A 22,144-nucleotide genomic window follows, 5' to 3' on the forward strand; every position below is an offset into this window, starting at 1 on the left:
ACTGTCTTGTAACCCGCTACCCCCTGTTGCGCTACGCGCGTTGACTCTAGGCTGCGGCGGCAGACGGAGTCACAGAGAACAAGGGGAGCGATGTCAGCGACACCGAAGAAGAACAGGGCGAGCCGGCGGATCCTCGCCGCCGGTGCGGGACTTGCGACCGTCGGTGCGCTCGTCGCCGCCCTGCCGGCCGGCGCGGCCCAGGACCAGGGGCAGGCGAAGGGCCACGGATGGGGCCGGACCGTCGACGTCCAGCTGCTCTCCTTCAACGACCTGCACGGCAACCTGGAGCCGCCGGCCGGTTCCTCGGGTGAGGTGACCCACGTCCACGAGGACGGCACCAAGCAGCAGATCAAGGCGGGCGGCGTCGAGTACCTCGCCACCCACCTGCGCCAGGCCCGTGCGGGGAATCGTTACTCCGTCACGGCCGCGGCCGGTGACCTGATCGGCGCCTCGCCGCTGCTGTCCGGGCTCTTCCACGACGAGCCGACCGTCGAGGCGCTGAACAAGCTGGACCTCGACGTCACCTCGGTGGGCAACCACGAGTTCGACGAGGGCGCGCGCGAGCTGGCCCGGATACAGAACGGCGGCTGCCACCCGACCGCGGGCTGCTTCGTCGAGGGCAAGACCTTCGAGGGCGCCGACTTCCCGTACCTCGCCGCCAACGTGGCGGACGAGAAGACCGGCAAGCCGCTGCTCGACCCGTACTTCGTCTGGGAGAAGGACGGCGTCAAGATCGGTTTCATCGGCGTGACCCTGGAGGGCACCCCGAACATCGTCACCGCCGAGGGCGTCAAGGGCCTGAAGTTCGGTGACGAGGTCGAGACGATCGACAAGTACACCAAGGTCCTGGAGCGCAAGGGCGTCAAGTCCATCGTCGCCCTGGTCCACGAGGGCGGCGCCCCGGCCTCCTCGGCGTACAACTACGACTGCGACAGCCCCGGCCCCGGCGACGGCATCTCCGGTCCGATCACCGAGATCGCCAAGAACGTGAACCCGCAGGTCGACGCGTTGATCACGGGTCACACGCACCAGGCGTACGTGTGCACCGTGCCGGACCCGGCCGGCAAGCCGCGCCTGGTCACCTCGGCGTCCTCGTACGGCAAGCTCTACACGGACACCACGCTCACCTACGACCGCCGCACCAAGGACATCGTCCGCGCGTCGGTGGAGTCGGCCAACCACGTCGTCACCCGTGACGTGCCCAAGGCCCAGGACCTGAGCGACCTGATCCGCGACTGGAACGCGCTGGCCGCCCCGATCGCGAACCGCCCGCAGGGCTGGATCGCCGCCGATATCGACGGCCGCGGCTCGACGGCGTACGAGAAGCCGCTCGGCGACCTGATCGCCGACGCCCAGCTGGAGGCCCTGGCCCCGGCGGACAAGGGCGGCGCGCAGCTGGCCCTGATGAACCCGGGCGGCATCCGCTCGGACCTGGTGTACAAGGCGTCCGGCGCCGAGGGCGACGGTGTGGTGACGTACGGGGAGGCTTTCACCGTGCAGCCGTTCACCAACATGATGAATGTCGTCGACCTGTCCGGCGCGAACCTGCTCGCCGCGCTGAAGCAGCAGGTCAGCGGCTCCAACGCGGCCTCGGTGAAGATCCTCCAGGTCTCGAAGGGGCTCACGTACACGCTCGACATGACGAAGACCGGCGCGGACCGGGTCGTGGACGGCACGGTCGAGCTCAACGGTGAGCCGATCGACCCGGCCAAGACCTACCGGGTCGCGATGAACGAGTTCCTGGCGGGCGGCGGCGACGGCTTCCCGGCGCTGGCGACCGGCACGAACAAGCTGGTCGGCGCGTCGGACCTGGACGTCTTCAACGCGTACCTCGCGGCGCACTCGACGGCCTCGGCGCCGCTCGCGGTGCCGGCGGCGGACCGGATCACGGTCATCAAGTAAGCCGTACGAAGAAGGGGCGCCGGACCGTCACGACGGTCCGGCGCCCCTTCTCTCTGGTGCTGATTGACGCGTACGCGTCATAATCCGGCGCATGGACCGACGAAGCTTTCTCGCGGGAGCCGCGGCGACCACCGCCACCGTCCTCATCGGAGCCCCGCCCGCCCACGCGCGCACGCGGGCGCCGGCCACCCAGGACTGGATGGCCGGCCACGGCGACCCCACCCCGCTCCAGAAGCTCACCATCCCCGGCACCCACAACTCCGGCGCACGGCAGGGCGGCCTCTGGGTCGCCTGCCAGAACACCACCGTCGCCCAGCAGCTGGACAGCGGTATCCGCTTCCTGGACGTCCGCTGCCGGGTCACCGGAGACTCCCTCGCCATCCACCACGGCGCGTACTACCAGAACCTGATGTTCGGTGACGTCCTCGCCGCCTGCCGGGACTTTCTCGCCGCCCACCCCTCCGAGACCGTCCTCATGCGCGTCAAGCAGGAGTACTCCGAGGACTCCGACGCCACCTTCCGCCGGATCTTCGACCACTACCTCGACGTACGCGGCTGGCGCCCCCTCTTCCGCATCGGCGACGGCCTGCCCGCCCTCGGCGAGGCCCGCGGCCGGGTCGTGCTGCTCGCCGACAACGCAGGCCTGCCCGGCGTCCGCTACGGCGACGGCGCCCTGTTCGACATCCAGGACGACTACATGGCCGAGCCCGGTGCCAAATACCCCAAGATCGAGGCCCACTTCCGCAAGGCGGCAACCCAGCCCGGCAAGCTCTACGTCAACTACGTCTCCACGGCCGCCCTGCTCCCGCCCCGCTGGAACTCCGACCGCCTCAACCCCAAGGTCCACTCGTTCCTCGACGGCACGGCGAGCGGCTGGAGGGGCCTCGGCATCGTCCCGATGGACTTCCCCGACACCCGCTCAGGTCTCGTCGAATCGCTCATCCGGCACAACTGACAGCTCCGGCGGCGGAGTCGGCGCGCCCGGCAGGCGGATCACCGCCGCCGTGCCGCCGCCCTCCGCCGGCCGCAGCGCCACCGTGCCGCCCGCCTGCTGGACGGTCCTGGCCACGATCGACAGGCCCAGGCCCGAGCCGGGCAGGCTGCGGGCCGACGGCGAGCGCCAGAAACGCTCGAAGACATGGGGCAGCTCCTCGGGCGGAATGCCCGGCCCGTGGTCGCGGACCGTCAGCTCGCCCCGCATCAGGCTCACCTCGACCGTCCCCCGGGGCGGCGAGAACTTCACCGCGTTGTCCAGCACGTTCACCAGCGCCCGTTCGATAGCCGCCGGCTCCGCCCGCACGTACCAGGGAGCCAGGTCCGTGACGAAGGTCAGCTCGGGCCCGCGCAGCCGCGCCCGGTCGAGCGCCGTGCGCAGGATGCCGTGCAGCGCGACCACCTCCAGCGGACCCGGCCCGGCCGCGTCCGGGCGGGCCAGCTCCTGGAGGTCGCCGATCAGCGCGGCCAGCTCCGTCATCTGCGCCTTCACCGAGGCCATCAGCGCCAGCCGGTCCTCCGGCGGCAGGGCCCGTCCCGTCTCCTCGCTGCGGGCCAGCAGTTCGATGTTGGTCCGCAGCGAGGTCAGCGGGGTCCGCAGCTCGTGCCCGGCATCCGCGATCAGCTGCGCCTGCCGGTCCCGCGAGGTGGCCAGCGCCGCCGTCATCGCGTTGAAGGAGCGCGAGAGACGGGCGACCTCGTCCTCCCCCTCGACCGGGATACGGACCGTCAGGTCCTCCGTACGCGCCACGTGCTCCACCGCCCCGGTCAGCCGGTCCACCGGCCGCAGGCCGGCCCGCGCCACCCACAGCCCGGCCGCGCCCGCGCCGACGACCCCGACGCCGGAGACCAGCAGCAGCACCCAGGCGAGCGTGGACATCGAGTTGTCGATCTCCGACAGGGGCCGGGCGACGGAGACCCCCACCACCGTGTTCTGGTAGGCGGCCTGCGGATAGGTGAAGACCCGCATCTCCGCGCCGCTCTCGGCCTTCGTCGTGTGCATGCTGTACGCCGCCTGCCCGCGCGCCACGGCCACGTCCCCCGGCCGCACGGGAATCGGCGAGGAGCCGTACGTACAGACCCTGCCGTCCGTGAGGACGATCTGCCAGGTGTACGAGCCGGTCGTCGGCACGGGCGCGGTCTCGGCCCGCCGCGCGCAGGTGAGCGCCAGATCGGCCACCGCGCTCTCGTCCAGCCTGCTGTCGCGCAGCGACGAGTCCAGCTCGGCCTGCAGCTGCGCCCGCGTCACGAACCAGCACGCCGCCGACACCGCCGCCACCGCCAGGGCCACCGCGACCGCCGTGAGCAGCGCAAGCCGTGACCGCAGCGGCCGCGACCGGAACCACGCCGCCGGACCGCTCACTCCGGGCCTCCGCCGCGCAGCACGTACCCCACGCCCCGCACGGTGTGCACCAGACGCGGTTCCCCGCCCGCCTCCGTCTTGCGCCGCAGATACATCACGTACACGTCCAGCGAGTTCGAGCTGGGCTCGAAGTCGAAACCCCAGACCGCCTTCAGGATCTGCTCCCGGGTCAGCACCTGCCGGGGGTGCGCCAGGAACATCTCCAGGAGCGTGAACTCCGTGCGCGTCAGCTCCACCGGGCGGCCACCGCGTGTCACCTCGCGGGTCACCAGGTCCATCCGCAGGTCCCCGAAGGCCAGCACGTCCGCATCCGGCTCGGCGCCGCCGGCCGCCGACGCGTAGGAGCTGCGGCGCAGCAGGGCCCTGATCCGGGCGAACAGCTCGTCCAGCTCGAAGGGCTTCACCAGATAGTCGTCGGCGCCCGCGTCGAGGCCGGTGACCCGGTCGCCGACCGTGTCCCGGGCCGTCAGCATCAGGATCGGCACGGTGGAGCCGGACGAGCGGATGCGGCGGGCCGCCGTCAGGCCGTCCATGCGGGGCATCTGCACGTCCAGGACGACCAGATCGGGGGTGTACGACTCCATCTTCGCGAGGGCGTCGAACCCGTCGACGGCGTCCTCGGTCCCGTACCCCTCGAAGGCGAGACTGCGGCGCAGGGCCTCCCGTACGGCGGGCTCGTCGTCGACGATGAGGATGCGGCCGCCTTCATTCACCGGACCAGTCATGGCCCAAGCGTCGCACGGGCCGGCCGGGCCGCCGTTCAGTTGCCGCCGCCGGAGCGCAGCTCGTCCAGATCGGCCTTCAGGGTGTTCACCGGAATCGCGAATCCGAGGCCGACGCTGCCGGCCGAAGAACCGTTCGACGCGCTGGGCGCGTACATCGCCGAATTGATTCCGATGATCTCGCCGTTCATATCGATCAGCGCGCCGCCGGAATTCCCCGGATTGAGCGAGGCGTCGGTCTGGATCGCCTTGTACGTCGTCTTCGACGAGCCGGTGTCGCCGTTGAACTGCTGCCCGCCGAACTCGAACGGCCAGCCCTGCCGCTCGTCGTACCGGGGCTGCCGCTGGTCCTGGCCGTCGTCCTTGGCCACCGTCACATCGCGGTCGAGCGCCGAGACGATGCCGCTGGTGACCGTGCCGGTCAGACCCTCGGGCGAACCGATCGCGACGACCTCGTCGCCGACCTTCACACGGTCGGAGTCGCCGAGCGTGGCGGCCTTGAGGCCGGACGCGCCCTCCAGCCGGATCAGCGCCAGGTCCTTGCCGGGGTCCGTGCCGACGACCCGGGCGTCGTACGTCCTGCCGTCGGAGAGCCGCACCTTGACCGAGGAGGCGCCGGAGACGACGTGGTTGTTGGTGACGACCTCGCCGTCAGCGGTGATGATCACGCCCGAGCCGGTGGAGCTGCCGGAGGCGGAGGTCGCGGAGATCTCCACGATGGACGGGGAGACGGCCTGGGCGACCCCGGCGACCGTGCCCTTGCCGCTCGTGGAGATGTTCGTGCCGCTGACGCCGCCGGCCGTCGGCGCGCCGGCCGCGGTGAGCTGCTGCACCAGCGTGGCCGTGCCGCCGCCGACTGCGGCCGCGGCGATCGCCACGGCGGCCATCAGGCCGACGCCCCGCCTGGCCCGGCGGTGCGGCAGGGGCGCGGCGCCCGGGCCGTACGGCGGGTGCGGGGGCTGCGGCGGGAAATACGGCTGCGGCTGCTGCTGGTGGTCCGTCATGGGTACGACTTTCGGAGCCGTACATGAGAGGTCCGTGAGGACGTCCTGAGAAGCCCGACAGAAGGCTGTATGCCCTATGTAAAGCCGTCGGGCTTCGACGAGGCCCGTCCTAGCCGCAGCCGCAGGAACGGCGCAGGACCAGCGCCGAAGGGAACTGCTTCACCCGCTCGCGCTTGGAGCCCGCGATCCGCAGCGAGTCGTCGAGCACCAGGTCCACCGCCGCCCGCGCCATCGCCGGCCGGTCGGAGGAGATCGTCGTCAGCGGCGGGTCCGTGAGCGCCGCTTCCTTCACGTCGTCGAAGCCCGCCACCGCCAGCTCGCCCGGCACGTCGATGCGCAGCTCCCGCGCCGCCCGCAGCACACCGAACGCCTGGTCGTCGGTGGAGCAGAAGATGGCCGGCGGCCGGTCGGGGCCCGCGAGGATCTTCAGCGCGATCCGGTAGGCGTCGTAGCGGTTGTACGGGGCCTCGAAGAGGCGGCCGTCGAGCGGCCGCCCGGCCTCCAGCATCGCGCGCCGCCAGCCCTCGACGTGGTCGGCGACCGGGTCGCCGACCGCCGGGGTGTTGGGGATGCCGCCGAGACAGGCCACATACGGGTGCCCGTGTTCCAGGAGATGCCGGGTGGCGAGCTGGGCGCCGCCGATGTCGTCGGTGACGACCGCGACGTCGTCGAGCGCCTCGGGCCGCTCGTGCAGCAGCACGACCCGCGCGTCCCACGCCTCGATCTCGCTCGCGGCCCGCTCGCTCATGCCCTGGCTGACCAGGATCAGACCGGATACCCGCATGCCGAGGAAGGCGCGGAGGTAATGGACCTCGCGCTCGTCGCGGTAGTCCGAATTGCCGACGAGCACCATCTTGCCGCGCTCGGCGGCGGCCTGTTCGACCGCGTGCGCCATCTCCGCGAAGAACGGCTGGCGGGCGTCCGGGACGATCATGCCTATGAGGTCGGTACGGCGGGACGCCATCGCCTGGGCCACCCGGTCGGGGCGGTAGCCCAGCTCCGTGATGGCGGCGAGGACACGCTCGCGCGTGGCCGGGGCGACCGGCCGGGGTCCGTTGTTGATGACGTAACTCACGACCGCGGTCGAAGTACCCGCCAGTCGCGCTACGTCATCCCGCGTCACCTTGGCCACGCGCGGCAGTCTACGCGGGGTGACCTACCTCTTGGCAGGCCGTGCTGTGGCTTCCACCACGTCGGCCTCGTCCTCCGTCCGAGTGACGGTACGGGCGGAGTCCTTGACGCGTGCCTCCTCCTTCGCCCGTGCCTCCTCGGCGGCGCGCTCGACCTTCTCCGGGGTGACGAAGCGGTAGCCGACATTCCGGACGGTGCCGATCAGCGACTCGTGCTCGGGGCCGAGCTTCGCGCGCAGCCGCCGGACGTGGACGTCGACCGTACGGGTGCCACCGAAGTAGTCGTACCCCCAGACCTCCTGGAGGAGCTGGGCCCGGGTGAAGACCCGGCCGGGGTGCTGGGCGAGGTACTTCAGGAGCTCGAACTCCTTGAACGTCAGGTCGAGGACCCGGCCCTTGAGCTTGGCGCTGTACGTCGCCTCGTCCACCGAGAGGTCGCCGTTGCGGATCTCCATCGGGGAGTCGTCCGCGACGATCTGCTGGCGGCCCATCGCGAGCCGCAGCCGGGCCTCCACCTCGGCCGGACCCGCCGTGTCGAGGAGGACGTCGTCGATGCCCCAGTCGGCGGTGACGGCCGCGAGGCCGCCCTCCGTGACGACGAGAATCAGCGGGCAGCCGGGGCCGGTGGAGCGGAGCAGCTGACAGAGGCTGCGCACCTGCGGCAGGTCGCGGCGGCCGTCGATCAGGATGACGTCGGCACCGGGGGTGTCGACGAGCGCGGGGCCCTCGGCAGGGGCCACCCGCACGTTGTGGAGCAGCAGGCCGAGTGCGGGAAGCACCTCGGTCGACGGCTGGAGGGCGTTGGTCAGGAGCAGCAGTGAGCTCATCGCGCCCCACCTGCCCGGGTCGTCGGTCGGTCGTGCTTCGTTCGCTCGCCCATAACGTCGGTTCCTCCTCGGTCCCTGCGAGGACGTCTGCGGCTACTGCGGTGTCTCACGTGCGGCTCTCGCGCCTTGAGAGCTTTTGTTCATCCGGCCGTAACAACGGTCGGAAAACACAAAAGGACCCGGGGGCTGCGTTGCCCGGATCCTCTGACAAGGAGAATAGCCCACAGGAGTTCCGAGGCAGAGGGCTGATTTCACATGGTGGATGTTTCCTCGATCACGTACCGCCCTCGGCGCGCCACCTTGCTCACCGATGACGGTGTCCCGATCGAGGCGGTCTACGAGCCGCCCACGGCAAGTGTGACCGATACGGCCGTGGTCGTCGCGCACGGCTTCACCGGCTCGGTGGACCGGCCGGCCGTACGGCGGGCGTCCCGGGTCCTGGCCGAGCGCGCCGCCGTCGTCACCTTCTCCTTCCGGGGCCACGGCAGGTCCGGCGGACGCTCCACCGTCGGCGACCGGGAGGTCCTCGACCTCGCGGCGGCCGTCCGCTGGGCACGCGAACTCGGCCACGCGCGCGTGGTGACCGTCGGCTTCTCCATGGGCGGGTCGGTGGTGCTGCGCCACGCGGCGCTGTACGCGGCGGAGCGCGAGGGGCAGATGAAGCGTGGGGGGCGGGCCGGGGCGCGCGAGCAGGACGGGGAGCGCCGGGAGCGCGAGCGGCACGGTGGGCGCGAGGGGCGCGAGGGGGCGCATACCGACGCGGTCGCCGCCGTGAGCGCCCCCGCCCGCTGGTACTACCGGGGCACGCCGTCGATGCGCCGGGTCCACTGGCTGATCACCCGGCCGACGGGGCGCCTGGTCGGCCGCTACGGCCTCGGCACCCGGATCCACCACCAGGACTGGGACCCCGTACCGCTGTCACCGGTCGAGGCCGTTCCGCTGATCGCGCCGACGCCCGTCCTGATCGTGCACGGCGACCGCGACCCGTACTTCCCGGTCGACCATCCGCGGATGCTGGCGGCGGCCGGGCCGTCCGAACTCTGGCTGGAACGGGGCATGGGCCATGCCGAGAACGCGGCGGACGACGAGCTCCTCCGCCGTCTGGGCGACTGGCTCACGCGCGCATAGCCCATCATGGGAGCGGCGCGCACACGAACGAAGGGAGCGCCGCTATGGCAGCGGGGACCATCCGCTACTGGGCCGCGGCCAAGGCCGCCGCCGGGACCGCCGAGGAGCCGTACACCGCCGAGAACCTGGCGCAGGCGCTCGACGCGGCCCGCGAGAAGCACCCGGGCGAGCTCGTCCGCGTACTCCAGCGGTGTTCGTTCCTGGTCGACGGCGACCCCGTCGGGACCCGTGCGCATGAGACCGTACGGCTTGCCGAGGGCGGCACGGTCGAGGTGCTCCCGCCGTTCGCAGGAGGGTGAACCGCACAGCATGAGCAGCGATCAGCAGCATCCGTACGACCCGTACGACCCGCACGCGGCGCAGCGGTACGAGCAGCAGCAGCAGCACGGACAGCAGCCGTACGCGGAGCAGCAGCACGGACAGCAGGACCCCCATATCACCCAGACGTGGGAGGGGCAGACCTGGGACACCCAGTACCAGCCGGTGGTCCAGCAGCCCGCGGCCCAGCAGCCCGCCCAGCCCGTCGCGTACGACACGGCGTACCAGCCGCCGCACACGCCGGCCGCGTACGAGCCCTCCGCCTACGAGCCCGCGGCACCCCCCGCCCTCTCCGGCTACGAGCCGTCCCCCCACGAGCCTCTCGTGGAGCCCGCCGCGGGCCCCGCGCCGGAGTACTCCGCGCCCACCACCGGTGGCGGCATCCGCCTCACCGCCGCCCAGCGGGCGCGGGCCGAGGGGCGCTCGCCCGTCATCGAGCCCGGCATGCGGCCGGCCGTGCTCACCGCCGTGCTCGGCCTGCTGCTCGCGGCCGGCGCGGCCGTGGGGCCGTACGGACTGCTCGTACCGCTCGTCCTGCTCCAGGCCGTCACCGCCGCCGGCTGGTTCCGGCTCAACGGCATGTGGCCGGCCCGGCAGGGCATCGCCCTCGCCTTCGCCGGCGGCCTCACCGCCGACGCCGTGCTGCTCGCCGCCGGGCGGGAGAACGCCCCCGCCGCCGTCATCGGCACGCTCGGCGTCTGGGTGCTGCTCACCCTCGTCCTCCAGCTCCGCAGCCACGCCGACCCGGACGAGCGCATGTACGGCCTGATGGCCACCGTCGCCTCCGCCGCCCTGACGATCGTGGCCACCGGGCACCTCGGCGCCGACCCCGCGGCCGTGACCGCCGGCGGGGTCGCGGTCGCCGCCGCCGTCCTCGCCCGCGCCCTGCCGCTGCCGGGCCCGGCCTCCGTCGTCGTGGCGCTGCTCGCCGCCGCGGGCGCCGGGATCGCGGTCGGCCCGTTCACCGGCCTCGGCGCCTCCGGGGCGCTCCTCGGCCTGGTGGCCGGGGTGTGCGCGTTGGTCGGGCTGCGGGTCGCCAGCTACGACTACCCGTCCCGCTTCGTCCACATGACGGCGGGCGTCGCCCTGCCGTTGGCCGTCGCCGCACCCGCCCTCTACCTGCTCGGCCGCGCCCTGGCGTGACGTCCGCCGCACCCGCCCCCGGGAACCAACCGGCCCCCCGACACGTCGATCAAGGTGTCGGGGGGCCGGAGATTCTTGGGGGGATGCACGGGTCATGAGGGCACTGCGCGTATCGCTGATCGTGGCCGTCGTGCTGGGCGGGCTCTTCGTCGGCCTGGACCGGCTCGCCGTCGCCTACGCCGAATCGGAGGCCGCCGACCGGGTGCGGCTCGGAGCCGCCAGGACAGGCTCGACCGAGGTCGACATCAAGGGCTTCCCCTTCCTGACGCAGCTCATGGACAAGCGCCTGGACGAGGTCGACGTGAAGCTGACCGGCGTCGAGGCCACGGCCGGCGGCCGGAAGATCCGGATCAGCGAGATGTCCGCCGCGTTCCACGACGTGACACTGAACGGCGACTACACGCGTGCGCGCGCCGGGACCGCCACGGGCACGGCGCTGGTCTCCTATGCCGACCTCGCCGCCGCCTCCGACCGCGACGTGACCGTCGCCTACGGCGGCGACGGCAAGGTCAAGGTCACCGGCGGCGTCGAGGTCCTGGGCCGCGAGGTCACCCGCAGCGTGCTCTCGACCGTGACCCGGAAGGACGACGCCACGGTCAGGGTCCGGGCCGACGAGGTGCCCGGGGAGGGCATCCCCGGCGTGGAGCGGCTGGTGCGGCAGCGCACCGACTTCGACTGGGCGATCGGCGGCCTGCCGACAGGCATGAAGCTGGAGAAGGTCGAGGCCCGCGAGGACGGCGTGGCCATCGGGGTCACCGGCAGGAACGTGGCCCTGGCGGGCTGACCCGCCCGGCCCCGCATTCCGGCCTCGTGGGAGGCCCCGGCATGCCTTCCCACGCCCTGCTCGCACCCGCTGGGCCACATGCTGAGACGGCGCTGTCCGAGGCGTAGATGAAGAGCGCCCGGCGCCGGTGCCGAGACGCCCGCAGCGGCCGCGCGGTGTGATCGCGTCCCACGCTTCGGACGATCGCGTCTCAAAATACGACACGCCGGTGACACGGCCGCCTGTCCGTCCCTACGATCGTGGCCATGAAGCGACAGGCGGATCTCACGAAGCGGCGGGCAGTAGACCTGTGCCGCGTCGCCGCCATGCTCTGTCGCTCGGTCTGAGCGGGACGCCCGAGCCCGCATTCCTTCAGGCCCGTCGACCGACACGGTCGGGGCCACCTGTGTAGCCGTACGCCCAGCGATGCCGCGTACCCGCACCACCTTGCGCCACACCGCCGAACACTGCCCCGGAGGAGAAACAGCATGAGCCGCAGCGACGTCCTGGTAGACGCCGATTGGGTCGAGGCGAACCTCGACAACCCGCAGGTCGCGATCGTCGAGGTCGACGAGGACACCTCGGCGTACGAGAAGAACCACATCCGCAACGCGATCCGGATCGACTGGACCAAGGACCTGCAGGACCCGGTCCGCCGCGACTTCATCGACCAGGAGGGCTTCGAGAAGCTCCTCTCGGCCAAGGGCATCGCGAACGACACCACGGTCGTCCTCTACGGCGGCAACAACAACTGGTTCGCCTCCTACGCCTACTGGTACTTCAAGCTCTACGGCCACCAGGACGTGAAGCTCCTCGACGGCGGCCGCAAGAAGTGGGAGCTCGACTCCCGCGACCTCGTCGCGGAGGTCCCGACCCGCCCGGCCACCGAGTACAAGGCCAAGCCCCAGGACACCTCGATCCGCGCCTTCCGCGACGACGTCGTGGCCGCGATCGGCGCCCAGAACCTGGTCGACGTCCGCTCGCCCGACGAGTTCTCCGGCAAGCTGCTCGCCCCGGCGCACCTCCCGCAGGAGCAGTCCCAGCGCCCCGGCCACGTGCCGAGCGCCCGCAACATCCCGTGGTCGAAGAACGCCAACGACGACGGCACCTTCAAGTCGGACGACGAGCTCAAGGCCCTCTACGAGGACGAGCGGGTCGACCTGGCGAAGGACACCATCGCGTACTGCCGCATCGGTGAGCGCTCCGCGCTGACCTGGTTCGTGCTGCACGAGCTGCTCGGCGTCGAGAACGTCAAGAACTACGACGGCTCGTGGACCGAGTACGGCTCCCTCGTCGGCGTGCCGATCGAGCTCGGCGCGAACAAGTAAGCCCCGGACCTCCCCTTCTCCGGACCCCTCGACCGTAAGGATTCTCAACATGTGTGGAGCGCAGCCCGGCGGGCCCGACGCCTCGACGATCAAGCCCGGTGAGACCACCATCCAGGGCTTCGTGACCAAGGACGGCCAGCCCGTCACCGGTTACGTCCGCCTCCTGGACTCGACCGGCGAGTTCACGGCCGAGGTCCCGACCTCCGCCACCGGCCAGTTCCGCTTCTACGCGGCCGAGGGCACCTGGACCGTCCGCGCCCTGGTCCCCGGCGGCACCGCCGACCGCCAGGTCGTGGCGCAGCACGGCGGCCTCGCCGAGGTCGCCATCGCGGTCTGATCTTCTGACGCGCCCCGGCACCGGGCACTGCTCGGCGCCGGGGCGCCTCATCGACTGGCCGAAGGGCCGCATCTCCTGGGGGTTTGGACGCCTGAACCGCGAGATGCGGCCCTTCGCGCCTTTTGCGATCAGATTCTCCGGCTGATCGTGTGACCTTCGCACACCTGGCTCGTTGACATGTTCGACGGACAAGGGGGCGGGGGTGGACATGGCCGAGCGTTCGGCGTCCGGGCTGCGTGTGCTGGTCCCGCCACGCCTGGCTCTTCCGGCGGGCGGGCTCACGGTGAGAACCAGGTTGCGCCTGTCGGGCCGTGACGCACTGATTCTCCGGGAGCTGGCGGAGTACCTGTCCCGGCTCGCGGCACGCGACCTGGCAGAGCGGGTTGCCCTGGGGACCCGCCATACAGCCGCCGATTTCGCCCGCCGCAAGCGCGAACTGACGGCTCTCAGCTCCTCTCGATGGGCCGGCACGATCACCCGTGGGTCGAACGACCAGTGGCAGCTCGCACGGCGGGCCCAGGCGGCCCAGTCGTTGGGGTGCGCAGCATTGGAGACGCAGTACGAGTACGACGCGCGTGAAGACGTCCCGTCATGAGGCTTCGGCCATCGTGATCGGGAGGCGCGGCCAGGGGTTGGGCGCGCGCGCAGGGCAGAGAAGTCCGTATCCCGCAGGCAGACGGAAGAGGCTGGGCGTCCGCGCGCTGTGTCGCGCCGCCAGGCTGGTACGGAGACCCATCGCCCGCCCGCGCAATGCATCAGGCCCGACTCTGTCCGCGTGCCGAGGACCGCCGACCTTCCGGAGGATGGCGCACATGATGCGCCCCGCCGACGGAGAGTGACAGCGGTCCAGGCTGCTCAGGACCGTTCGGAGCAGCCCGCCGAAGCACATCTGTCCGGCGTACAGGGACGGTTGGACGCCACTACCAGGACTTGAGGCACGGCCCTTCGGTCGTACGCTGAAGGTATGTACGCGCGGCGGCGGCATGCCTACTTCTGGATGATGGGCGTGTGCCTGGTGCTCTTCGTGGGGGCCTGGGCCGTGGTGCGGCTGTGGTCGATGCCCGTCGCCATCGGGATGTGCGTCGCCGCCATGCTCATTCCGCCGGTCGCCGCGGTGGTCGCGAACCGGCGGGGGCCCGACGACCGGTGGTGGGACGATCCGTCGGGCGACCCGAAGTCCGACGAGTGGTGGGACGAGCTCGACGGCAAGAAGCGCCGTCCGTAGCCGGCGTCGGTGGCGTTCCGCGGACGTCAGTAGACGAGCGCCTGGGCCCCGTCGGCCATCGCCTCCTGGACGAAGACCTGGGCGCCGGCGATCCGTACGCCCTCCAGGACGTCCTTCTCCGTGATCTCCCGGCGCGCCGCGCACTGCGTGCAGAGCGTGATCCGCCCGGCCGCCAGGATCGAGTCGACCAGATCGGGCAGCGGCGCCGCGTGCGGCAGCTCGAACTCGGCCGCGCGCCCCGGAAGCGCGAACCACGACGACTCGCCCGTCAGCCAGAGCGATACCTCGACCCCGCTGGCCACGGCGACGGCGGCCACCGTGAAGGCCTGGGAGCAGCGTTCGGGGGCGTCGGCCCCGGCGGTCACCTTGATCACGAGCTTCTTCGCCATGTACCGAACTGTAATGCGAAGCACCGCAACCCCATGCATGACTCACGTGTCAGTTGGATGCGCGGGTTACGGAATCTGCGCTTCAGGTCTCGTGGGGGGACATTGGAAGCCACAGAAACAACGCACCACGCCGTAGAGGCACCGGTGCCGGCCCCGCCGGCGCCGTCCCAGGACGACTCTCCGGCGCCGTCGCGGCGGCGCCGGGCCGGTCGTACCGCCGCGCTCATCGCGATCGCCGCCGCCCTGGGCGTCATCGGCGGCACGGCCGTCGGATACGGCATCCAGGCCGAGCGGGAGCCGACACCGCTGCCCGCGCTCAGCCGGCCGAACCTCGCGTACCCCGAGCGACCGCTCCCGAAGGACCAGGTGCCGGAGCCGCTCACGGCCGCCGAGGACCGGAAGGTGAAGACGGACGGGGATCTGCGCAAGCTGCTTCTGCCCAAGCCCGCGGGCGCGCGGAAGTCGGAGGACATCCCGGAGTCCGACGGCTGGATGTCCGTCGCCGACTACGCGAGCGGGTTCGTGAACGAGGGCTACATGCTCGAGTCCCTCTCCGAGAGTGAGATCCGCCGGGTGGCGGCGACCGCCTGGGACAGCGGCGAGCACCGCGAGACGACGATCCGGCTGGTGCAGTTCCGCTCCAGCAGTGCGCTCGGTGCGGCCAGGCACGCGGAGCGGCAGCGTGAGTACATGCCCGAGGAGGACCATGCCCGGAACGACGGCGACCTCCTCAAGGGCACGGAGGAAGGCCGCTACTACCTCTACCCGGTCCAGCGGAAGGCCGGATATCTGGACCTGTACCGCGCCCGGGCCGTCTTCCACCGCGGGGACGTGATGGTGGAGATCAACATCTTCGACACCGAGAAGAAGATCTCCAAGAACGACATCCGTCTGCTGGCGGAGCGACAGCTGGAGCGCCTGTGAGCGAGGACCAGGGCAACGAGAGCCGGACCACCGAGGACGGGCCCACCGCCGTCGTGGAAGAGCCGCAGGGGCGAAAGCGTGGGCGTGGGCGCACTTTGCTGACCGTCGTGTTGCCGGCCGTTCTCGTCCTCGGCGCGGCCGGTGGGGGGATCGCCTACACCGCGGTCACCGTCCAGGGCGCGGACCGGTCGGCGCCGACCGTCGCCTGGGGACCGACGGCCGAGCCGGGCAAGGACCCCGCGGCAGGCGTGGTCCGGGGGCGGGCGACGACGCCGCTCAGCAAGCTGTTGCTGCCGGTGCCCGAGGGCTTCCGGCTCGGACCCGACATCGAGTCGTACGGGAACGACTCCGAGATCGGACCGAAGGAGGCCACGGCACTGCTGAAACAGGAGGCACGTGGGCTCACCGGCAAGAAGCGCCGCGAGTACGAGAAGAAGATCGACAGGCTCGGCGTCCAGGGCGTCGCCATGCGTTCCTTCACCTCCGACAACGACGACCTCGTCGTGAACGTGGAGATCGTCCGCATGAAGGACAAGAAGCGGATCCGTGATCTCTTCGGGGTCAAGCGTGAGCTCTTCGAGCTCCTGGAGTTCCCCGAGGGGCCGAAGATCAAGGACCACAAGAAGTCGTTCTGCTTCGCGTGGCCCAAGGGCGAGAAGGACAAGCGTTCGGATCTGGACGGGATGGTCTGCTCGGCGTACGACTCCGAGCTGTCCGTGACCGTCACCGCCGAGGGCTCCAGGCCGTTCGACAAGTCCGCCGTCGCCGCGCTGGTGAAGAAGCAGCTGGACCACATCGAGTCTCCGGGGGAGTACGTATGACCGAGCAGCAGGAGGCGGTGCCTCCGGCACCCGTCCTCGACGCCCCCGAGGCCCCGGCCCCCGTGCCTCCGGCCCCCGCCCCCGAGGCTCCGGCCCCCGTGCCCGAGGCCTCCGCACCCGCCAAGCCGGCCCGGCGTGTGCTGCGGGCGGTCGCCCGCTGGACCGCCGCCGTCGTCGTGTGCGGTGCGCTCGGCGCGGGCATGACCGCCGGGATCACCGCGATGGATCGCACCGACGTCCCCGGTCTCGCCACCGAGGACGACGGCCGCTGGGTGTACCCGGAGCTCTCCCTGCCCGCCCTCCCCGAGGGCGCGCAGCGCCCGTTCACGTCCGGGAACGTCGGCGAGATCCACCATGCCGACCTGCGCAGGCTGCTGCTGCCGGCACCCGAGGGGGCGACCGTGGACGCGAAGCTGAACGGTGGCGGCTGGGTCGGCGTGGACCAGTACCTCGCGCAGTACGGGGAGGAGAGCCGGGCCGGTCTCCGTCAGGCGCTGGCCGACTCCGCCCTGCGCCACATCGCCGCCCGCGCCTGGACGATGCCCGACGGCACCACCACCCGGGTCTTCCTCCTCCAGTTCAACTCGGTCGCCTTCTCGGAGACGTTCAAGGACGACACCCTGGAGGCCGGCGCCACCTCCGAGGTCCTGCCCGACGGCGTGGCGGCGGGCGTTCTGGACACGGAGTGGGAAAGCTCGGCAGGTGTCATGGACACCGTCGCGTACTACTTCACCGAGGACAAGCCGCACGGCCCCCAGCAGACGCGCTGGAGCTACATCCAGGCCGGTGACACGCTCGCGCTGGTCCGGCAGGACCGCAAGGGCGGCGCGCCGGCCGTACCGTTCCACCAGGCGGTCGTGCTCCAGCAGCAGCTCCTCGGCTGAGGCAGCCGGACACCCCGGACCTTCCCTGGACACACCTCACAGACGGCGCCGGACCCCAGCCCATTAAGCTGGGTTCCGGCCCGTTCTGCCTTCACCGCTCATTCGAGGAGCACCCTGTGATCATCTTCTTCGAAGCCCTGCTGGTCCTGGTCTGCGTCGGCGTGCTCGCCTTCACCGGTCTGGCCGTGAAGAAGCTGTACCAGGGCCAGCGCTAATCACCCCTAACAGATCGACAGAGCCACTCATGATCGAGATCCCGTCCGACCTCAACCCGGACCTCGTCCCCCTCGCGTTCCTTCTCGGGACGTGGGAAGGCGCGGGCGTCTCCGACTTCCCCGGCGCCGAGAAGTGCAACTTCGGCCAGTCCGTGACGTTCAGCCACGACGGCCGGGACTTCATCGAGTACCGCTCCCGCTCCTGGGTCCTGGACAACGACGGCAACCAGCTCCGCCCGCTGGAGAGCGAGAGCGGCTACTGGCGGATCGACAAGGACCGCAAGGTAGAGATCGTCATGGTCCGTGACCAGGGCATCGTGGAGATCTGGTACGGCGAGCTCGCCCACCAGAAGCCGCAGATCGACCTCGTGACCGACGCCGTCGCGCGTACCGCCGCCTCCGGCGCGTACAGCGGTGGCAAGCGGCTCTACGGCTACGTCAAGGGCGACCTGATGTGGGTCGGCGAGAAGTCCACCCCCGAGGTCCCGCTGCGGCCGTACATGTCGGCGCACCTGAAGAAGGTCGTCACGCCCGAGGAGGTCGCGGAGATGGCGCGCGGCCTCGGCGACCTGCCGGACGACGGCATCGCCTTCTTCAAGTAGGCCCCGGCCCGTCGGCCGTCCGCGTACGCGGCCCCGGTACCGCGCCACGCCCTCCTACACTGGGGGGCGTGGTGAGCACCGACTGGAAGAGCGACCTGCGGCAGCGCGGCTACCGGCTGACGCCCCAGCGCCAGCTTGTCCTGGAGGCCGTCGACACGCTCGAACACGCGACGCCCGACGACATCCTCGGCGAGGTCCGCAAGACCGCCTCCGGCGTGAACATCTCCACCGTCTACCGGACGCTGGAGCTCCTGGAGGAGCTGGGTCTTGTCAGCCACGCCCATCTGGGCCACGGCGCCCCCACGTACCACCTCGCCGACCGGCACCACCATCTGCATCTGGTGTGCCGGGAGTGCGCGGAGGTCATCGAGGCTGATGTCGACATCGCCGCCGAGTTCACCGGCAAGCTCCGCGAGACGTTCGGGTTCGAGACGGACATGAAGCATTTCGCGATCTTCGGCCGATGTGCGGACTGTTCGAACAAGGACAGCGGTACGCGGTCGTAGTCTGGTTCCATGCAGCGACTTTCTCCGCACAGCCCCCTGCTGTCCCTGCCCGGCGCCGTGCCCGCCGAAGGGCGGGACGAAGGCGTCGCCGCGCACTACGGCGATCTCTTCCGCGAGCAGCGGTCCCTCGCCGGCGGCTCCGGCTTCGTCGACCTCTCGCACCGCGGGGTCGTCACCGTCTCCGGGGACGACCGGCTGAGCTGGCTGCACCTGCTCCTGACCCAGCACGTGGCCGAGTTGCCGGCCGGCCGGGCCACCGAGGCGCTGATCCTCTCGGCCAACGGTCACATCGAGCACGCCCTCTACCTCGTCGACGACGGCGAGACGGTCTGGGCGCATGTCGAGCCCGGTACGCAGGACGAGCTCATCGCCTATCTGGAGTCGATGAAGTTCTTCTACCGGGTCGAGGTCGCCGACCGTACGGAGGACTTCGCCGTCGTCCACCTGCCGGCCGGGTCCATCGCCGAGGTGCCGGAGGGGGTGGTCGTACGGGAGACCCCGTACGGCCGTGAACTGTTCCTGCCCCGGACAGAGCTGGAGTCCTTCGCGGCGGCGCACGGGCCGGCCGCCGGGATCCTCGCGTACGAGGCGCTGCGGATCGAGGAGCACCGGCCGCGGCTCGGCTTCGAGACCGACCACCGGACCATCCCGCACGAGCTGGGCTGGATCGGCAGCGCGGTCCATCTGCAGAAGGGTTGCTACCGCGGGCAGGAGACGGTGGCGCGCGTCCACAACCTGGGGAAGCCGCCACGGCGGCTCGTCTTCCTGCACCTGGACGGCAGCGAGGTGTATCTGCCCGCTCCCGGCACCCCGATCCGGCTCGCCTCGGACGGCGCCGACGGCCGGCAGCTGGGCTTCATCACCACCTCGGGCCGCCACCACGAGCTGGGCCCGATCGCGCTGGCGATGGTGAAGCGGAACGTGCCGGTCGACGCGGAGCTCCTCGCCGGGGATACGGCGGCGGCGCAGGAGACGGTCGTGGAGCCGTAGGGCCCGAGAAAGAAGACCGAAAGGGCCCGGGAAGGAAGACCGAAGCCCGTCGGCCGCAGGGCCGTAGGGCTCAGACCTCGACCAGGACCGTCAGACCTCGATCAGGACCGTGAACGGGCCGTGATTCGTGAGCGACACGCGCATGTCGGCTCCGAACCGGCCCGTTTCCACCGTCGCGCCCAGGTCGCGCAGCCGCGCTACCACCTCGTCGACGAGGGGTTCGGCCACCGGGCCGGGCGCGGCGGCGTTCCAGGTCGGCCTGCGGCCCTTCCGCGCGTCCCCGTAGAGGGTGAACTGAGAAATCACCAGCAAGGGCGCATTCGCGTCCGAACAGGATTTCTCTCCCTCCAGAATGCGGACGGACCACAGTTTTCGGGCCAGCTGGGCGGCCTTCTCCGGCGTGTCCTCGTGGGTGACTCCCACCAGCACACACAGTCCTTCGCCGACGATCTCGCCGACCGTCTCACCGGCGACGACGACCTTCGCGCCGTCCACTCTCTGCACCACCGCACGCATACGGACCAACCTACCGACCGACTTGCCTGGGGCCGAACGGGTGCAGTGCTCCTGCACACACACGTGCGGGAGTGGCACCATGCGTGTCAGGCGGTGCGGCTCCGCACCGGTCGAGGGGACGATTCACATGAGTGCACATGGCGCCGGACAGTCGCCGTCCGGTCCCGTACCGCTGATCCGGATCGGCGGGGCCGCACGTCCACCGCTGCAGCGGACCGCCGCTCCGGCGCTGCCGGAGAGTCCACAGCCGGACATCGCCGGGCTGCGGCTGCCGGAGCTGCGGGCACTGCGCCGGGACGCGCAGGGGGACGAGGCGGACCTGAGCTATGTGCGGCGGATGCTGCAGGGCCGGATCGACATCCTCCGGGCCGAACTGGCCCGGCGTACGGACCCGGAGGCGCCGGTCCTGGACCGGCTCTCGGAGATCCTCGCCGACGCGCCCTCGCGGCTGAGGACGTCGGCGCGGCATGTGACGCTGTCGACGCCGCGGAGCGAGGAGTACTGCCGGCTCGCGACGGAGATGCTGTCGGAGGTCGAGCTGTCGGACCTCTCCGCCCGCACGGACGAGGAGCTCCACCGGGCGATGGGGCGGCTCGCCGGCTATGAGCAGCAGGTGTCGCGGCGGCGGCAGCAGCTCCAGCGGACCGCCGACGACTGCAGCGCGGAGATCGCCCGCCGCTACCGCGAGGGCGAGGCGCAGGTGGACGACCTGCTCAACTGACGGGTCCGGCCCGCTCGCCCGCCATGTCAGGCGAGGGCGGCGCCGGTCCGGCCCGCTCGCCCGCCATGTCCCGCGAGCGCCGCGGGAAAACCGGGATGCGAGCCCGACGGGCCCCCGCATAGCCTCGTCGGATGAGCCTTGAGGTGCGCACGGTCGTCGAGTCCGAATATCCCGACTGGCTGCGGGCGGTCCACTCCGGCTTCCTGCGACCGCCGGTCGTGGCGGACGAGGAGGTCGCCGACCGGCTGCCGCACGTCGACCTCTCGCGTGTTCTGGGGGTCTTCGACCAGGGCCGGGCCGTCGCCACCTTCCGGTCGTTCACGCAGGAGTTGAGCACGGTGGGCGGCGGCACGCTCGTCGCCGACGCCGTCTCGGCGGTCACCGTCGCCGCGACCCACCGCCGGCGCGGACTGCTCAGCCGCATGATGGCGACCGATCTCGCCGCCGCCAAGGAGCGCGGCGACGCGGTCGCGACCCTCATCGCCGCCGAGTACCCGATCTACGGCCGGTACGGCTTCGGACCGGCCACCTGGACCACCGAGTGGACCGTCGACGTCCGCCGCGCCGGTCTCGATCCGCGCCGTTCAGGCCGCCCGGGGGACGGGGGCCGGATCGACTTCACCGACGGCGAGGAGATCCGCAAGATCGGTCCCGACCTGCACCGCCGGCTCGCCGCCGGCCGCGCGGGCATCGTTGGCCGGGACGCCCGCGGCTGGGACGTCGGCACCGGCGTCGCCTACCAGAGCCATCCCTGGACCGAACCGTTCTACGCCGTCTACCGCGACGAGGACGGCAGCCCCCAGGGCTACGCCGCCTACACCTGCGACGACAAGTGGGAGGACGGCAAGCAGCCCCTGAACACGGCCACCGTCCGCGATCTGATCGCCGCCACCCCTGCCGCGGAGCGCGCGCTGTGGCACTTCCTCTGCTCGATCGACTGGGTCACCACCGTCAAGTCCGGCCACCGCGCCCCCGACGACCTCCTCCCGCTGCTGCTCCCCGATCCCCGGGCCGCCCGCGTCACGACGCACGCCGACATGCTGTGGGTCCGGGTCCTGGACGTCGCCAAGGTCCTGGAGGGCCGTACGTACGGCGCCTCCGGCAGCCTGGTCCTCGATCTGCGCGATGCCGACGGTCTGGCGGGCGGCCGCTACCGGCTCGACGCCTCCCCGGAGGGCGCCGCCTGCTCCCGTACCGGCGAGTCGGCCGATCTCGCCCTCGACATCGCGGAGTTGGGCACGCTGTCGCTCGGCGACGAATCGCCGGTGCGGCTGGCGGCCCTGGGCCGGGTCGAGGAGCTCACCCCGGGCGCCGCCGCCCTCGCGGACCTCCTGCTGCGGGCCCCGCGCCGGCCCTGGTGCCCGGACATCTTCTGAGTCGTTCCAGGGGCCGT

Annotated in this window: 25 protein-coding genes and 1 pseudogene; 19 read left to right on the top strand and 7 right to left on the bottom strand. The window is 71.4% G+C overall.

The window, feature by feature from the left end; translation table 11 throughout:
* The first annotated feature begins 90 nt into the window (after positions 1-90).
* Together ACWDX6_RS10985 and ACWDX6_RS10990 are read left to right on the top strand one after the other, a co-directional pair.
* Positions 91-1,902, top strand: a complete 1,812-nt coding sequence (locus ACWDX6_RS10985; protein ID WP_451484628.1) for a bifunctional metallophosphatase/5'-nucleotidase — start codon at positions 91-93, stop codon at positions 1,900-1,902.
* A gap of 91 nt (positions 1,903-1,993) precedes the next feature.
* The gene (locus ACWDX6_RS10990; protein ID WP_451484629.1) at positions 1,994-2,857 is read left to right on the top strand and encodes a phosphatidylinositol-specific phospholipase C; all 864 of its coding nucleotides are present in this window, start codon (positions 1,994-1,996) and stop codon (positions 2,855-2,857) included.
* On the opposite strand, the gene ACWDX6_RS10995 is transcribed toward ACWDX6_RS10990, so the two are convergent.
* From ACWDX6_RS10995 to ACWDX6_RS11015, 5 genes are all read right to left on the bottom strand, one after another.
* Positions 2,822-4,258, bottom strand: a complete 1,437-nt coding sequence (locus ACWDX6_RS10995; protein ID WP_451484630.1) for a sensor histidine kinase — start codon at positions 4,256-4,258, stop codon at positions 2,822-2,824. The genes ACWDX6_RS10990 and ACWDX6_RS10995 overlap by 36 nt on opposite strands.
* Positions 4,255-4,983: a response regulator transcription factor gene (locus ACWDX6_RS11000; RefSeq protein WP_451484631.1), complete on the bottom strand. Its 729-nt coding sequence runs from the start codon at positions 4,981-4,983 to the stop codon at positions 4,255-4,257. The genes ACWDX6_RS10995 and ACWDX6_RS11000 overlap by 4 nt, the downstream gene beginning before the upstream one ends.
* 35 nt (positions 4,984-5,018) lie before the next feature.
* Positions 5,019-5,984, bottom strand: a complete 966-nt coding sequence (locus ACWDX6_RS11005; RefSeq protein ID WP_451484632.1) for a S1C family serine protease — start codon at positions 5,982-5,984, stop codon at positions 5,019-5,021.
* A gap of 109 nt (positions 5,985-6,093) precedes the next feature.
* Positions 6,094-7,116 (bottom strand): LacI family DNA-binding transcriptional regulator, encoded by a 1,023-nt coding sequence (locus ACWDX6_RS11010; RefSeq protein WP_451484633.1) that lies wholly within the window; start codon positions 7,114-7,116, stop codon positions 6,094-6,096.
* A gap of 24 nt (positions 7,117-7,140) precedes the next feature.
* Positions 7,141-7,941 carry a response regulator transcription factor gene (locus ACWDX6_RS11015; RefSeq protein ID WP_451484634.1) on the bottom strand — a complete coding sequence of 267 codons (801 nt, stop codon included), beginning with the start codon at positions 7,939-7,941 and terminating at the stop codon, positions 7,141-7,143.
* Between the two features lie 255 nt (positions 7,942-8,196).
* Between ACWDX6_RS11015 and ACWDX6_RS11020 the strand changes: the two genes are divergently transcribed.
* From ACWDX6_RS11020 to ACWDX6_RS11060, 9 genes and pseudogenes are all read left to right on the top strand, one after another.
* Positions 8,197-9,069 (top strand): alpha/beta hydrolase, encoded by an 873-nt coding sequence (locus ACWDX6_RS11020; RefSeq protein ID WP_451484635.1) that lies wholly within the window; start codon positions 8,197-8,199, stop codon positions 9,067-9,069.
* Between the two features lie 44 nt (positions 9,070-9,113).
* Entirely contained in the window at positions 9,114-9,368 is a 255-nt protein-coding gene (locus ACWDX6_RS11025; RefSeq protein WP_451484636.1) for a MoaD/ThiS family protein, read from the top strand.
* Between the two features lie 10 nt (positions 9,369-9,378).
* Positions 9,379-10,530, top strand: a complete 1,152-nt coding sequence (locus ACWDX6_RS11030) for a hypothetical protein (protein ID WP_451484637.1) — start codon at positions 9,379-9,381, stop codon at positions 10,528-10,530.
* A 94-nt stretch (positions 10,531-10,624) separates the two neighbouring features.
* A complete protein-coding gene (locus tag ACWDX6_RS11035; RefSeq protein ID WP_451484638.1) occupies positions 10,625-11,314 on the top strand; it encodes an LmeA family phospholipid-binding protein in 690 nt (229 codons plus the stop codon).
* 245 nt (positions 11,315-11,559) lie between these two features.
* A complete protein-coding gene (locus tag ACWDX6_RS11040; RefSeq protein WP_350497993.1) occupies positions 11,560-11,640 on the top strand; it encodes a putative leader peptide in 81 nt (26 codons plus the stop codon).
* Positions 11,641-11,781: 141 nt separating this feature from the next.
* On the top strand, positions 11,782-12,621 hold the full coding sequence (locus tag ACWDX6_RS11045; RefSeq protein ID WP_403287526.1) for a sulfurtransferase: 840 nt from the start codon (positions 11,782-11,784) through the stop codon (positions 12,619-12,621).
* 49 nt (positions 12,622-12,670) lie between these two features.
* Positions 12,671-12,958 carry a DUF1416 domain-containing protein gene (locus ACWDX6_RS11050; RefSeq protein WP_015035121.1) on the top strand — a complete coding sequence of 96 codons (288 nt, stop codon included), beginning with the start codon at positions 12,671-12,673 and terminating at the stop codon, positions 12,956-12,958.
* 202 nt (positions 12,959-13,160) lie between these two features.
* Complete coding sequence (locus ACWDX6_RS11055; RefSeq protein WP_451484639.1) at positions 13,161-13,553, top strand: hypothetical protein; 393 nt, start codon at positions 13,161-13,163, stop codon at positions 13,551-13,553.
* A gap of 351 nt (positions 13,554-13,904) precedes the next feature.
* Positions 13,905-14,183 (top strand): annotated as a pseudogene (locus ACWDX6_RS11060) (DUF3099 domain-containing protein); the annotation flags it as partial.
* A gap of 26 nt (positions 14,184-14,209) precedes the next feature.
* Here ACWDX6_RS11060 and ACWDX6_RS11065 read toward each other — a convergent pair.
* Positions 14,210-14,572, bottom strand: a complete 363-nt coding sequence (locus tag ACWDX6_RS11065) for a DsrE family protein (protein WP_356891811.1) — start codon at positions 14,570-14,572, stop codon at positions 14,210-14,212.
* 144 nt (positions 14,573-14,716) lie between these two features.
* Here ACWDX6_RS11065 and ACWDX6_RS11070 point away from each other — a divergent pair, with 144 nt between their 5' ends.
* The 6 genes from ACWDX6_RS11070 to ygfZ all read left to right on the top strand — a co-directional run bounded on the left by ACWDX6_RS11070 (position 14,717) and on the right by ygfZ (position 19,514).
* Positions 14,717-15,496, top strand: a complete 780-nt coding sequence (locus ACWDX6_RS11070; protein ID WP_451484640.1) for a hypothetical protein — start codon at positions 14,717-14,719, stop codon at positions 15,494-15,496.
* The gene (locus ACWDX6_RS11075; protein WP_451484641.1) at positions 15,493-16,317 is read left to right on the top strand and encodes a hypothetical protein; all 825 of its coding nucleotides are present in this window, start codon (positions 15,493-15,495) and stop codon (positions 16,315-16,317) included. The genes ACWDX6_RS11070 and ACWDX6_RS11075 overlap by 4 nt, the downstream gene beginning before the upstream one ends.
* Entirely contained in the window at positions 16,314-17,201 is an 888-nt protein-coding gene (locus tag ACWDX6_RS11080) for a hypothetical protein (protein ID WP_451484642.1), read from the top strand. The genes ACWDX6_RS11075 and ACWDX6_RS11080 overlap by 4 nt, the downstream gene beginning before the upstream one ends.
* A gap of 244 nt (positions 17,202-17,445) precedes the next feature.
* A complete protein-coding gene (locus ACWDX6_RS11085; RefSeq protein ID WP_451484643.1) occupies positions 17,446-18,018 on the top strand; it encodes an FABP family protein in 573 nt (190 codons plus the stop codon).
* 68 nt (positions 18,019-18,086) lie between these two features.
* Entirely contained in the window at positions 18,087-18,524 is a 438-nt protein-coding gene (locus ACWDX6_RS11090; protein ID WP_451484644.1) for a Fur family transcriptional regulator, read from the top strand.
* 9 nt (positions 18,525-18,533) lie between these two features.
* Positions 18,534-19,514 (top strand): CAF17-like 4Fe-4S cluster assembly/insertion protein YgfZ, encoded by a 981-nt coding sequence (gene ygfZ / locus ACWDX6_RS11095; protein WP_451484645.1) that lies wholly within the window; start codon positions 18,534-18,536, stop codon positions 19,512-19,514.
* Positions 19,515-19,604: 90 nt separating this feature from the next.
* Here ygfZ and dtd read toward each other — a convergent pair whose 3' ends face one another.
* Positions 19,605-20,030, bottom strand: a complete 426-nt coding sequence (gene dtd, locus ACWDX6_RS11100) for a D-aminoacyl-tRNA deacylase (RefSeq protein WP_451484646.1) — start codon at positions 20,028-20,030, stop codon at positions 19,605-19,607.
* 127 nt (positions 20,031-20,157) lie between these two features.
* Here dtd and ACWDX6_RS11105 point away from each other — a divergent pair, with 127 nt between their 5' ends.
* The gene (locus tag ACWDX6_RS11105) at positions 20,158-20,751 is read left to right on the top strand and encodes an RsiG family protein (protein WP_451484647.1); all 594 of its coding nucleotides are present in this window, start codon (positions 20,158-20,160) and stop codon (positions 20,749-20,751) included.
* Between the two features lie 131 nt (positions 20,752-20,882).
* A complete protein-coding gene (locus ACWDX6_RS11110) occupies positions 20,883-22,127 on the top strand; it encodes a GNAT family N-acetyltransferase (RefSeq protein WP_451484648.1) in 1,245 nt (414 codons plus the stop codon).
* The last annotated feature ends 17 nt before the right edge of the window (positions 22,128-22,144 follow it).

The sequence above is a fragment of the Streptomyces sp. NPDC003027 genome, from assembly GCF_053591435.1.